This window comes from Pseudarthrobacter sp. TE3704 (genome assembly GCF_056279405.1).
Map to the genome: position 1 here is coordinate 388478 of NZ_JBWCCJ010000004.1, position 13418 is coordinate 401895.

Sequence of the window (13418 nt, forward strand, 5' to 3'; positions counted from 1 at the left end):
AGAACAATGACTGCCATTTCAACAACCCAGTCAGGTGCCCCCGTCACGTCCGACGCGCACTCGAAGTCAGTTGGTGCCGACGGTGCCATCATCCTGACCGACCACTACCTGGTGGAAAAGCTCGCCCAGTTCAACCGCGAGCGGGTTCCGGAGCGCGTAGTGCACGCCAAGGGCGGCGGCGCATTCGGCACGTTCAAGACCACCGAGGACATCTCGGCCTACACCAAGGCGGCCTTCCTGCAGCCCGGCGTCGAGACCGAAATGCTCATCCGCTTCTCCTCCGTCGCCGGTGAGAACGGCTCCCCGGACACCTGGCGCGATCCCCGCGGTTTCGCCGTGAAGTTCTACACCTCCGAGGGCAACTACGACCTCGTGGGCAACAACACCCCCGTCTTCTTCATCCGCGACGGCATCAAGTTCCCGGACTTCATCCACTCCCAGAAGCGCCTCCCGGGCACCCACCTGCGCGACGCCGACATGCAGTGGGATTTCTGGACCCTGTCCCCCGAGTCCGCCCACCAGGTCACCTGGCTGATGGGTGACCGCGGCCTGCCCGCCTCCTGGCGTGAAATGCAGGGCTACGGCTCACACACCTACCAGTGGATCAACGCCGCAGGCGAACGCTTTTGGGTCAAGTACCACTTCAAGTCCAACCAGGGCGTGAACTCCATGACCGGCGAACAGGCCGAGGCCCTGGCCGGCTCGGACGCGGACTTCTACATCCGCGACCTGTCCGAAAACATCGAAGCCGGCAACTTCCCGTCCTGGGACCTGCACGTCCAGGTCATGCCCTACGAGGACGCCAAGACCTACCGCTTCAACCCGTTCGACCTCACCAAGGTGTGGCCGCACGCTGACTACCCGCTGATCAAGGTGGGCACCATGGAGCTGAACCGGAACCCGGAGAACTACTTCGCGCAGATCGAACAGGCCACGTTCGCGCCGTCGAACTTCGTGCCCGGCATCGCCGCGTCCCCGGACAAGATGCTCCAGGCCCGCATCTTCTCCTACGCCGATGCGCACCGTTACCGCGTGGGCACCAACCACGCCCAGATCCCGGTGAACCAGCCGAAGAACCAGGTCAACAACTACAGCCAGGACGGCGCCGGACGTTACCTGTTCAACGCCCCCTCGGTTCCGGTCTACGCCCCGAACACCTTCGGCGGCCCGGCTGCCCTTGAGCCGCAGAACCCGGCCGGCGGCTGGGAGAACGACGGGGAACTGACCCTCGCCGCGCACTCCCTGCACGCCGAGGACAGCGACTTCGTCCAGGCCGGCGCGCTGTACCGCGAGGTCTACGACGACGCCGCCAAGGCCCGCTTCCTGGACACCATCACCGGCGCCGTGGGCGGCGTCAAGCGCTCCGACATCAAGGAACGCGCCATCCAGTACTGGACCAACGTTGACGCCGAACTCGGCGCCAAACTCCGCGCCAACCTCGGCGCAGCACCCCTCTCCGACGCTGAGGCAGCCAACAAGATCGGCTGATTCCGCCCGGGTTCGCATCTGAAACCACCCCGCCACGGCTGCCGTGGCGGGGTGGTTTTTTGCGCTTTCCACATAGCCGACTACGCCGTAGCCGCCGCGAAGCGCTCTCCCTAGGATCGCTGTATGACAACTTTCCAGGGCATACCCGCCGGTGCTTTCGTGTTCTATGCCGAGCTGCAGGACAACAACAACCGGGAGTGGTGGCTGGAGCACAAGGACAGCTACCAGTCACTGGTCCGGGATCCACTTATGTCGCTCCTCGAAGAGCTCGAACCCCGGTTCGGGCCAGGAAGAATTTTCCGCCCCAACAGGGATATCCGCTTTTCATTCGACAAATCCCCCTACAAGACCGCTCAGGGTGCGTTTGCCTCCGGCCAGGAGGGCGTGGGGTACTACCTTCAGGTCAGCGCGGAGGGCCTGCTGGTGGGCGGAGGCTACCACTCCCATTCGCCGGCACAGCTGGCAAGGTACCGGAATTCAGTTGATGCCTCGGGCACCGGGGAGTCGCTGCGGCACATCGTGGATGCGGTGGCTGCCGCAGGGTTTGCTGTGGAGGGCGAGAAGCTCAAGACCGTGCCGCGCGGTTACGCCCGTGACCATCCTCGGGCCGAACTCCTCAAACACAAGTCGCTGGCGGCAAGCGTTGATCTGGGCCAGCCTGAATGGCTGGACAGCCCCGCCGCTGTCCCGGAAATCGCCAAGCTCTGGGAGCAACTGCGCCCGCTGGTGGACTGGGTCACCCGGCATGCAGCCCCGTGATACGGCCGGCAGCAGGCCGGAACGGGCTGCCTGGTATTCAGGCGTCCTGGACGGCGGCCAGGCGGGTTTCGAGGTTGTTGAAGAATACGGTCAGCATCAGTTCGAAGGCTTTGGTGGCCGCCTCCGGTTCGTTCATGACTACAAAGTCGAACTGCAGCCCGTAGAAGGTGGAGGTGAAGAGCCGCGCATCGGTGTCGGCATATGCTTCCGGGATCCCCTGAACCATCAGCCAGTCGCGGGTCTTGTGGTGAAGCATCCGGAAATGCTCCTGGGACGTTCCGCGCGGCTCGGCGGCGACGATGTCCTGGGCAGTGGCCTCGAATTCCAGCCGCGTCAGGTGCCGGTTCCGCTGGGCCATGGTCCACTGCCAGGAATCCAGCAGGAACTCCCGCCAGGCGGCGCGGTCGATGTCGCGGACATCGGTGTTTCGCATGCGGTCCAGCCGGGATTCGATCGAGACCACAATGTCATTGATCAGCTGGTCGCGGCTGCCGAAGTGGTACACCAGCACGTAGGCGCTCATGCCCAGCCCCTCCGCAAGGCTGCGGAACGTCAGCTCCGCCAGCGTTTTATCCATCAGGTAGTCCAGGATGGCGCCCAACAGCTCGGCTTTTCGTTCGGGTCGGGTGGGTCGTGCCATGAATCCATCCTAGGGATAACCCAACGGTGCTTCGCGCGCCCTACACCGGCTGCTGCTCCACGTTGTAGGAGCGTATCCGGGTGATCAGTCCTTCGGAGAAGTCGTAGATATCGCAGGACGCCACTGTACTGAGGCTGCCGTCCGGGGCGAGGTACCGGGCGATGCTGTCGATAACCACACATTCGGCGGCAACAACTGCCCGGAGCCGGTCGAAGGTGGTCTCAACGTCCGTAAGTTCTTCGCCAAGGGCAGTACATGCTTCCGTAACGGCCTTTTTGCCGGTTAGATCCTCACCTCCCACCACTTCCCATACGACGTCGTCGAGGAGGTACGGGAAGGCCACCTCAAATCTGTGGCTCGAAAATGCGAGGGCTATCTCTTCAGTGGACAACTGCATGCTGCCTGCCTTCCCTGTGACCAGCCCCCGCGGCCGGGAGGCCTCTGGTTCAATAGAACCCCAAAATCGGATCGCCGGCCATGACATGCAGTACCAGGAACGTCGAAACCGCCCGCCGGTCCGAGGACCAGCGGGCGGTTTCGATGCCGGGCAACACGTCAGCGGCCGGAGCGGGACGGTCAGGCGCGGGTGAACTCGTCCTCGTCGTCGCGCTCGGAGGCGGCAGCGGCTGAACCACCCGCAGCAGGGCCGTTGACCGCGGTGCTGGCAGCGCTGAAGCGCTCGTTCAAGCGCGAGTGGCGCTGGCCGTAGGCGAAGTAGATCGCCAGGCCGATGATCAGCCAGATGGCAAAGAAGATCCAGGTCTCCACAGCCAGGTTGGTCATCAGGTACAGGCACAGCAGGGCGGACACAACCGGCAAAACCTTGCCGAACGGGACGCGGAAGGCGGGCTTCAGGTCCGGGCGCTTCTTGCGCAGCACCAGGATGCCCAGGCTGACCACAACGAAGGCGGACAGCGTGCCGATGTTGATCATTTCCTCAAGCAGGTCCACGTTGGTCAGGCCTGCCACCAGGGCAACCGCGGCGCCGCAGATGATCTGGAGGCGGACCGGCGTCGAACGCTTCTCGCTGGTCCTGGACAGTGCCCGGGGCAGGAGGCCGTCGCGGCTCATGGCCAGGACCACGCGGGACAGGCCCATCAGCAGGACCATGATCACGGTGGTCAGGCCCACCAGGGAGCCGAACGCGATAATCTTCGCGGCGGACGTGTCACCAACGGCTTCGAAGGCCGTGGTGAGTGTCGGGTTCTCAGCCTCGGCCAGCTGGGTGTAGGACACCATGCCGGTGAGGGCCAGCGAAACCAGGATGTACAGCAGGGTGACCAGGGCGAGGCCGCCGAAGATGCCGCGCGGAAGGGTCTTCTGCGGGTTCTTCACTTCCTCCGCGGAGGTGGCCACCACGTCGAAGCCGATGAAGGCGAAGAACACCAGCGCGGCACCTGCGAAGATGCCCAGGGTGCCGTACTGGGCGGGGGCTGCGCCCGTGAGGAAGCCGAAGAAGGACTGCTTCAGGACGTCGGCGGCGCCGGTGCCGCCGGTGGGCTCGGCTGCGGGGATGAACGGCGCGTAGTTTTCGAACTTGACGTAGGTGAAGCCCACCACGATCACGAAGAGGACGACGCCGATCTTGATCAGGGTGAAGATGTTGCCTACCCGGGCGGACAGCTTGGTGCCGAGCACCAGCAGCACGGTGAAGACGGCAACAATCAGGAACGCGCCCCAATAGAGGTCAACGCCGCCCAGCGAGATAGCTGGCGGAATGTCGGCGCCCATCAGCGCGAACACCTTGCTGAGGTAGATGCCCCAGTACTTGGCGATGACGGCCGCGGCGGTGAAGAGCTCCAGGATCAGGTTCCAGCCGATGATCCAGGCGAGGAGCTCACCCATGGTGGCGTACGTGAAGACGTAGGCGGAGCCGGCCACCGGGATGGCGGTGGCGAACTCGGCGTAGCACATGATGGCCAGGGCGCAGGTGATGGCGGCGATGGCGAAGGACAGGGTCACGGCGGGGCCGGAGAAGTTGGCGGCAGCCTTGGCACCCACGGAAAAGATGCCGGCGCCGACAGCAACGGCGACGCCCATGATCATGAGGTCCCAGGTGCTGAGGGAGCGCTTGAGCTTGCGTCCGGGTTCATCGGCGTCGGCAATCGACTGCTCGATGGATTTGGTCCGGAGAAGGTTCATTAGGGATCACAATCCTGATTTGTGAAGGAAACGGACCTATCCACGGTAGTGTCCATCCATTGGACGGCCACAATTGTTCCGAATGGTGAGACAGTCCTTCTGCCAAACTTTATTCTGCATCAAGCGCTTGAGGCCCTCCGAATGGAGGGCCTCAAGGACTACTCGACCGAACGGTTAGGCCGTCCAGTCCATCAGGGTTGACCGGATCAGGAATCGTTTGCCCTCCGGCGCTTCCACCGAAAAACCGCTCCCGCGCCCGGGAACCACGTCAACGGTCAGGTGGGTGTGGCTCCAATAGTTGAACTGCTCCCGCGACATCCAGAACTCCAGCGGCTGCGGTTCCAACCCATCGGAGAGATCGAACAGCCCCAGGAGGATGTCCGAATCGCCGGTCATGAAGTCGCCTGCCGGATAGCACATGGGCGAGGATCCGTCGCAGCAGCCGCCGGATTGGTGGAACATCAGCGGTCCGTGCCGGAGCCACAGCGAGCGCAGCAGCTCCACGGCCGGCGGCGTGAGCGCCACCCGGGAAAAGTCCTCCCCGGGCAGCGTCACTGCAGCATCGAGGCTGTCCAGGGCCATCAGAACCTCAGGACCACGCGGCCGTCGATCTTGGCGTGCTTCATCTCGTCGAACACGGCGTTGACCTCCGAAAGCTCCCGCACGGATACCGTGGGGTGAATTTTTCCCTGGGCGTAGAAGTCCAGCGCCTCCTCCAGGTCCTGGCGCGTGCCCACGATCGAGCCGCGGACGGTCAAGCCCTTGAGCACAATCTCGAAGATGGGCGCCGGAAAGTCGCCCGGCGGCAGCCCATTGAACACAATCGTCCCGCCGCGGCGGGCCATGCCGATGGCCTGTCCGAAAGCTGACGGGTGCACTGCGGTGACCAGGACTCCATGGCAACCTCCGGTTTCGCGCTCGATCACTTCCACAGGGTCTTCGTGCAGGGCGTTGACGGTCAGTTCCGCACCGTGCGCCTTGGCCAGGGCGAGCTTGTCGTCGGCAATGTCCACGGCCGCGACCCTCAGCCCCATGGCCACGGCGTACTGCACGGCAATGTGCCCCAGCCCGCCGATACCCGAGATGGTGACCCACTGGCCCGGCTTGGCTTCGGTCATCTTCAGGCCCTTGTAGACGGAGACGCCGGCACAGAGCACCGGCGCCACCTCGACGGGGTCGGATCCCGCCGGAATGCGGGCGGCAAAGCGGGTATCGACGAGCATGTACTCGCCGAAGGACCCGTCCACGCTGTAGCCGCCGTTCTTCTGGACCTCGCACAGGGTTTCCCAGCCCGTGCGGCAGTACTGGCAGCCGCCGCAGGCGGACCAAAGCCACGCGTTGCCCACCAGGTCGCCCACCGCGAGGTCTGTGACGCCCTCGCCGAGTGCCACCACTTCGCCCACGCCCTCGTGGCCGGGAACAAAGGGCGGTGAGGGTTTGACCGGCCAATCGCCCTCGGCGGCATGGAGGTCGGTGTGGCAAACGCCGGTGGTGAACACCTTGACCAGGGCTTCCCCCGGGCCGGGAGTTGGGATGGGGAGGTCCTGGACCTGGAGCTCCGTGCCGAAACTGTTTACTACTGCTGCTTGCATTGTCGTCGTCATTGGCGAAAATCCTTGCGTCGTTGTAGCGATGGAGTGCGAAGGCTTAGAAGAAGCCCAGCTTGTTTTCGTTGTAGCTGACCAGCAGGTTCTTGGTCTGCTGGTAGTGGTCCAGCATCATCGAGTGGTTTTCCCGCCCGATGCCTGAGGACTTGTAGCCGCCGAACGCGGCACCCGCCGGGTAGGCGTGGTAGTTGTTGACCCAGACGCGGCCTGCCTGAATTTCGCGCCCGGCGCGGTACGCGATGTTGCCGTTGCGGGACCAGACGCCGGCGCCCAGGCCGTACAGGGTGTCGTTGGCGATGCCCATGGCGTCGTTGTAGTCGCTGAACTTTGTCACCGACACCACCGGGCCGAAGATTTCCTCCTGGAAGATCCGCATCTTGTTGTGGCCCTCGAAAACGGTGGGCTGGACGTAGTAGCCGCCGGCCAGGTCGCCGGGCAGCTCGGCCCGTCCGCCGCCGATGAGGACCTTGGCGCCTTCCTGCTTTCCGATGTCGATGTAGGACAGGATCTTCTCGAGCTGGTCGTTGGAGGCCTGGGCGCCCACTTGGGTTTCCGTGTCCAGCGGGTTTCCCTGGACCATTTTCGCTACGCGGGCCACGGCGTCGGCCATGAAGGAGTCGTAGATGTCTTCCTGCACCAGGGCGCGGGACGGGCAGGTGCAGACCTCACCCTGGTTGAAGGCGAACAGCGCGAAGCCCTCCTGTGCTTTGTCGTAGAACGCGTCGGAGGTGTCTGCTGCGACATCGTTGAAGAAGATGTTGGGACTCTTGCCGCCCAGTTCCAGGGTGACGGGGATGAGGTTCTGGCTGGCGTACTGGCTGATCAGGCGGCCGGTGGTGGTCTCGCCCGTGAAAGCGATCTTCCGGATGCGGGGGCTGGACGCCAGCGGCTTGCCGGCCTCGACGCCGAACCCATTGACAATGTTGAGGACGCCGGCCGGGAGGAGGTCGCCGATGAGTTCGATGAGCACCAGGATGGACGACGGCGTCTGCTCGGCCGGCTTGAGGACCACGGCGTTGCCGGCGGCGAGCGCCGGTGCGAGCTTCCAGACGGCCATCAGGATGGGGAAGTTCCAGGGGATGATCTGGCCCACGACGCCGAGCGGCTCGTGGTAGTGGTAGGCGGTGGTGTCGTCGTCGAGCTGGGAGAGCCGGCCTTCCTGGGCGCGGACGGCGGAGGCGAAGTAGCGGAAGTGGTCCGCGGCGAGCGGGAGGTCCGCGTTGAGGGTTTCCCGGATGGGCTTGCCGTTGTCCCAGGTTTCAGCGACGGCGAGCATTTCCAGGTTCTCGTCGATGCGGTCGGCGATTTTGTTCAGGATGGCGGCACGTTCAGCGACGGACGTCTTGCCCCAGGACGGAGCTGCCTTGTGGGCGGCGTCCAGCGCCAGGTCGATGTCCTCTGCCGTGCCGCGGGCTACCTCGCAGAAGGCCTTGCCGGTGACGGGGGTGATGTTTTCGAAGTACTGGCCCTTCACGGGGGCCACCCACTCGCCGCCGATCCAGTTCTCGTAGCGGTCCTTGAAGGTAACCTTCGAGCCCTCGGTTCCGGGCTGTGCGTAAACAGTCATTGCTAGCTCCTTTGCTGTGCAGTCCAGGCTTTCGCCGTTGGAGCAAGCGTAGGAGTGGACAGGTTGCAGCGAGGTTGCAACTAAGTCCGGTGCTAGGCGCGGAGTTCGGCTTCCAGCCGTTCCAGGTCAGCGACGACGGCGGCCCGCTTGGGTGAGCGCGCAGGAAGGAGGCGGAGGGCGGCACGGCGGACCCCGACGTCGTCCCTTGCCTCGGGCAGCTCGGCGTACCGGAGGAGCGACTCGGCGCTGCCGTCGGTCAGGACTGCCTCGCGCAGCAGCGACGAGACCCTGTCACGCAGCTCCACGATGCCGGGCGCCTCGGACCGCGGCAGGACCGCGCCGCGGTAGATTTCCAGGGCGATGCGGTGCGCGCCGCGCTGCAGGCAGCTCAGCACCTGGCCGCTGTCCGGCACCACGTCCACGGGCAGGCGGTAGGGCCGCGATCCCGGGACGGCATCCGGATTGAGCTGCTGGAGGACTTTGCGCAGGCGCACCATTTCCGCCCGGAGCGTGATGGCGGAGCCTTCCCCGGGATACAGCAGGACGGTCAGCTCTTCGGCAGTGAGCCCGTCGGGGTGGGTGCTGAGCAGCGCAAGGATTTCGCTGTGCCGGGCGGACAGTGCAACGGTTTTGCCTTCCAGACTGAGCAGGGCCTGGTCGCGGCCCAGCAGCTGCAGGCTGTTCCGGTAGAGGCTGCCTTCCTTGGTCCCCGTGCCAGGTGCGCGGGCAGCGGAAGACGCGGCCCGCCGTCGTACCGGCCTGGCGGCGAGCCCTGCGGCCAGCTGGAGCCGCTCGACACGCAGCTGCGCCTGGGCTGCCGCTACGGTTGCCTCCACGAGGGACAGGGTGTGCGGGGCCACGGCCGTGGCGGTGCCGGTGATGTCCACGACGCCGAGGACCGCACCGGAATCGGGGTCGTGGAAGGGTACGGCGGTGCAGCTCCACGCATGCACGGCGCGCTGGTAGTGCTCGGCACCGGCAATCTGGATGCCGCGGCCCAGGGCAAGGGCCGTTCCCGGAGCGCTGGTGCCCACCGTGGCCTCGGACCAGTCGGCGCCGGGGACGAACATCATTCCCTCGGCCCGGCGCTGCAATGCGGGGTCGCCCTCCACCCAGAGCAGACGGCCCACTTCGTCGCCGACTGCCACCAGCAGCCCGCTGTCGTGGCTGGGCTGGACCAGGAGTTTGTTGATCACGGGCATGATGGCGGCCAGGGGGTGCTGGCTGCGGTAGTCCTCCAGCTCATCCCGGTCCAGTGCGAGCGGTGCGGCAGGGTTGTCCGGATTCGCCTTTAAGCTGACCGAACGCTGCCAGGACTCGCGGATCAGGTTGCGCAGGCCGTTGGGGGCATCCGGAAGGGCGCCGCCGTCGAGCTGTTCATGGGCGGCCAGGGCGCTGGCCTGCAGCGGTTCCGGCTGGATCAGGTTCCTCATTGAACTCCTGTGCTGCCTGTAGGCACGGCATCTCCATGCCGGCCAAGGGGTGGCCGCCATTCTAACCCTGCACGGGGCCGTAGCGCCCCTGTCCCCCTGGGAAACCCTTAGCCGCGGGAAATCCGGATCATGTCCTCGCGCGGAACCACCTTGATCCGTTCCCGGACCACGTGGTCCAGGCCCTCGGGTCCGGTCCAGGCAGCACCCAGGCCGGCCTCATGGGCGTCAAGCCGGTTCCACCCTTCCCAGGTGGTGTATTCAATGCCGCGCTCTTCCAGCAGGTCGATGATTGCCTGCGGGTCCGGGTTTTGGGCCGGGGGCAGCGTAAGCCGGTCTTCGAGGAGAAAGCCGATGGTTTCCAGCGCATCGCCCTTGGTATGGCCGATCAGGCCGACAGGTCCACGCTTGATCCAGCCGGTGGCATAAATGCCCGGAACCGGGTTGCCCTCGGCGTCCAGGACCCGGCCGCCCTCGTTGGGGATGACCCCGCGCTTGGCGTCGTACTCCAGTTCATCCAGGGCCGAGCCATGGTAGCCGATGGCACGGTACACCGCCTGGACCGGGTACTCGATGTACTCCCCGGTGCCTTTGGCGTTGCCGGTGCCGTCAAGCTGCATGCGCTCGAACTTGATGCCGCCCACCTTGCCCGCACCGTCGTCGAGCACTTCCACGGGGCTGTGCAGGAAGTGCAGGTGCAGGCGCCGCGATGAAGGGTTCTCGGATTCTGCGTGCTCCTCCACCAGCCAGTTGGTCAGGGTGTTCACCATGGTCTTGATCTGGTTGTTGGTGCGGATGGCTTCATCCGAGGCGTCGTCGAACTCGAAATCCTCCGGATATAGCACGATGTCCACATCATTCATGTGGCTGAGCTCCCGCAGCTCCAGCGGCGTGAACTTCACCTGGGCCGGGCCGCGGCGGCCAAACACATGCACGTCAGTGACGGGCGAGGCTTTCAGGCCCCGGTAGACGTTGTCCGGGATCTCGGTGCTGAGCAGCTCCTCCGGGTGCTTCACCAGCATGCGGGCCACGTCCAGGGCCACGTTGCCGTTCCCGATCACGGCGATCTCCCTGGCCTCGAGCGGCCATTCCCGGGCGACGTCGGGGTGGCCGTCGTACCAGGAAACAAAGTCGGCGCCGCCAAAGGAACCTGCCAGCTCAATACCGGGAATGGCCAGGTCCGCATCCTTGACCGCGCCCGTGGAGAAAATCACGGCATCGTAAAAGGACCGGAAATCGTGCAGGGTGAGGTCCCGGCCGTACGTCACGTTGCCCAGGAACCGGATGTCGCCGCGGTCCAGGACCTTGTGCAGGGCGTTGACGATGCCCTTGATGCGGGGGTGGTCCGGGGCAACGCCGTAGCGGATCAGGCCGTAGGGTGCGGGGTACGCCTCAAAGAGGTCGATGCTGACCTCGAAGTCGCCGTCCTTCACGCCGCGGGACTTGGTGAGGATGTCCGCAGCATAGACTCCTGCCGGTCCTGCGCCCACAATGGCGACGCGGAGCGGGCGGTTGGAAGCTGTTTCGCTGGGGTTGGACACCGGGAGCCCTTCTGAACTGACCATTTTCATGATGCATCGGGATGCGCCGAGTCGGGTAGCGCACAATCCCTTATTCTAGGCCTCAGCCGCTCTTGGCCAGCGGCACCACGTTGCCTTCGCGGTAGAGCAGCGCACGAAGCTCCGCCTCCGCCGATTGAAGACGCTTGGGGTCGATGGTTTCGCCGGCGTGGTAGTGGTCCAGCACGCGGGGGTCCACATAGCTTTTCCGGGCGATGGAGGGCGTGTTTCCCAGAGTATCGGCGGCGTCGTGCATGGCCCGGCTGATGGCCCGCTTCCGTTTGGCAGCAGTCCGCTGGGGACCGGTCCGGGCCAGGCTCTCGGCAGCCGCTATTGTGCCGCGCAGGGTGCGGAAGTCCTTTGCGGTGAAGTCGGAGCCGGTCCGCTCCTTCACGTAGGCGTTGATGTCGGCACTGGTGACCGGGCGCCATCGCCCGCCCTCCTTGTACGCAAGGAGCCTGGCGTTGGGGCCGCGCCGTTTGAGCAGGCGCAGCAGGGCAGCGAGGTCGGCGTCGCGGATCTCCGATTCCCAGTCCTTCCCGCTCTTGGCCGGGAACCGCAGGTGGATACGGTCCTTGCGGACCTGGACGTGGGCGCACAGCAGGGTGGCCAGTCCGCGGCTGCCGTTCTCGTTGGTGTAGCGCTCGGAGCCTACCCTCAGGGAACCGCTGTCCAGCATCCGGAACGCCCCGGCGAGGACGCGCTCCCGGGTGAAGCCTTCGCTGCGCAGGTCCATGGTCACCCGGCGGCGGGCGGAAGGAAGGGACTCGGCAAGCTGCAGGGAACGGTCAAACTTGAGCCGGTCCTTCCGCTCCCGCCATTCGGGGTGGTAGATGTACTGGCGCCGGCCCACCGCGTCCACCCCCGTCGCCTGGATGTGCCCGTTCTCGAACGGGGCGATCCACACGTCCGTCCAGGCCGGTGGAATACCAATACTCTCCAGCCGGTCCCTAACGGGCCCCGGGGGCAGGGTGGAGCCGTCGAGGTCCCGGTAGCTGAAGCCCTTGCCGGCGGGCACCCTGCGGTATCCGCGGCCTGAGGCGTTGCTGCGCCGGAGCCTCATGGGGCGGCTTTCGGCAGGTCGGCAAACATCATAAAAGCAAGCCTACTGACTATTTGGCGTTTCCGGCGGTGCCGGCTTGGAATACCTGTCCCGGTGCTGGTGTTATGGGTTTCGTGCCCACCCCTGAAGGATCCTCCCCCGCCAGTCCGCCAGCCGCCGCCATGACAGGCACCCCGTCAGCCAAAGGCGCCGGCGGAGGCGGAGCAGCGGGTGCCGCGAAGCCCGACGCCCCCAAGGCAGTGGACAAAGAGACGACGGCGGGCATCCTCTTCGGCATCGGGGCTTACGGGCTGTGGGGGCTGCTCCCGCTGTACTTCTTTGTGCTCATGCCGGCAGGCGCCGTCGAAATCGTGGCCAACCGCGTGGTGTGGTCCCTGCTGTTCTGCGCACTGCTGATCACAGTCACCCGGGGCTGGCCGGCCCTGGTTGCGGCGGTCCGGAACCGTTCGGTGTTCGGCCCCCTGGCCCTGGCCGCGTTCCTGATCGCCATTAACTGGCTGACGTACACGTACGGAGTGACCACCAACCAGACGGTGGAAGCCTCGCTCGGGTACTTCATCAACCCGCTGGTTTCCGTCCTCCTTGGCGTCTTCGTCCTCAAGGAGAAGCTGCGTCCGCTCCAGTGGGCCGCCGTCGGGATCGGCTTTGTGGCGGTGGGTGTCCTCACCTACTCCTACGGCAAGCTGCCGTGGATCGCGCTGACCCTGGCCTTCAGTTTTGGCCTCTACGGCTTCGTCAAGAAACGTGTGGGCCCCAGGGTGGACGCGGTCACGAGCCTCAGTGTGGAGACCATGGTGCTGGCACCCTTCGCGGCGGCCACTATGGTTGTCCTTGCCGTCACGGGTTCCGCCACGCTCACCAGCCAGGGCGCCGGGCACTTCTGGCTGCTGCTGGCCTCCGGCGTCATCACCGCCGTCCCGCTGGTCTTCTTCGGCGCTTCGGCCCGCCGGCTGCCCATGACCACCATCGGGCTCCTGCAGTACTTCGCGCCCGTGCTGCAGTTCATTGTTGCGCTGCTGGTGTTCCGGGAAGCCATGACCGTTGACCGGTGGATCGGCTTCGGTGTGGTGTGGCTGGCCCTCATCGTCCTCACGGTGGACATGCTGCGGACCGCGCGCAAAAACTCGGTGGCCCGCAAGTATGCGGCCCACCACCCGGCCTAG

At 65.4% G+C, this 13418-nt stretch carries 12 protein-coding genes; 3 read left to right on the forward strand and 9 right to left on the reverse strand.

Annotated elements, in window-relative coordinates:
- Window positions 1-6: 6 nt before the first annotated feature.
- On the forward strand, window positions 7-1488 hold the full coding sequence (locus ACZ9BC_RS12980; protein WP_476246264.1) for a catalase: 1482 nt from the start codon (window positions 7-9) through the stop codon (window positions 1486-1488).
- A gap of 123 nt (window positions 1489-1611) precedes the next feature.
- Window positions 1612-2247, forward strand: coding sequence for a DUF2461 domain-containing protein (locus ACZ9BC_RS12985; RefSeq protein ID WP_476246265.1), 636 nt, complete (start codon window positions 1612-1614; stop codon window positions 2245-2247).
- 37 nt (window positions 2248-2284) lie between these two features.
- Here the strand turns inward: ACZ9BC_RS12985 and ACZ9BC_RS12990 are convergent, their stop codons facing one another.
- From ACZ9BC_RS12990 to ACZ9BC_RS13030, 9 genes are all read right to left on the reverse strand, one after another.
- Window positions 2285-2887, reverse strand: coding sequence for a TetR/AcrR family transcriptional regulator (locus tag ACZ9BC_RS12990; RefSeq protein WP_476246266.1), 603 nt, complete (start codon window positions 2885-2887; stop codon window positions 2285-2287).
- Between the two features lie 40 nt (window positions 2888-2927).
- A complete protein-coding gene (locus ACZ9BC_RS12995) occupies window positions 2928-3284 on the reverse strand; it encodes a nuclear transport factor 2 family protein (protein WP_476246267.1) in 357 nt (118 codons plus the stop codon).
- 179 nt (window positions 3285-3463) lie between these two features.
- Window positions 3464-5029, reverse strand: a complete 1566-nt coding sequence (locus ACZ9BC_RS13000) for an amino acid permease (protein ID WP_476246268.1) — start codon at window positions 5027-5029, stop codon at window positions 3464-3466.
- Between the two features lie 174 nt (window positions 5030-5203).
- Window positions 5204-5611: a DUF779 domain-containing protein gene (locus tag ACZ9BC_RS13005; RefSeq protein ID WP_476246269.1), complete on the reverse strand. Its 408-nt coding sequence runs from the start codon at window positions 5609-5611 to the stop codon at window positions 5204-5206.
- Window positions 5611-6633, reverse strand: coding sequence for an alcohol dehydrogenase AdhP (gene adhP / locus ACZ9BC_RS13010; protein ID WP_476246270.1), 1023 nt, complete (start codon window positions 6631-6633; stop codon window positions 5611-5613). The genes ACZ9BC_RS13005 and adhP overlap by 1 nt, the downstream gene beginning before the upstream one ends.
- A 43-nt stretch (window positions 6634-6676) precedes the next feature.
- Window positions 6677-8203 carry an acetaldehyde dehydrogenase ExaC gene (gene exaC / locus ACZ9BC_RS13015; protein ID WP_476246271.1) on the reverse strand — a complete coding sequence of 509 codons (1527 nt, stop codon included), beginning with the start codon at window positions 8201-8203 and terminating at the stop codon, window positions 6677-6679.
- 92 nt (window positions 8204-8295) lie between these two features.
- A complete protein-coding gene (locus tag ACZ9BC_RS13020) occupies window positions 8296-9636 on the reverse strand; it encodes a helix-turn-helix domain-containing protein (RefSeq protein ID WP_476246272.1) in 1341 nt (446 codons plus the stop codon).
- A gap of 107 nt (window positions 9637-9743) precedes the next feature.
- Window positions 9744-11204, reverse strand: coding sequence for an FAD-dependent oxidoreductase (locus ACZ9BC_RS13025; RefSeq protein ID WP_476246273.1), 1461 nt, complete (start codon window positions 11202-11204; stop codon window positions 9744-9746).
- 52 nt (window positions 11205-11256) lie between these two features.
- Window positions 11257-12255, reverse strand: a complete 999-nt coding sequence (locus ACZ9BC_RS13030) for a DNA topoisomerase IB (RefSeq protein WP_079596555.1) — start codon at window positions 12253-12255, stop codon at window positions 11257-11259.
- A gap of 104 nt (window positions 12256-12359) precedes the next feature.
- Between ACZ9BC_RS13030 and rarD the strand changes: the two genes are divergently transcribed.
- Window positions 12360-13418, forward strand: a complete 1059-nt coding sequence (gene rarD / locus ACZ9BC_RS13035; protein WP_476246274.1) for an EamA family transporter RarD — start codon at window positions 12360-12362, stop codon at window positions 13416-13418.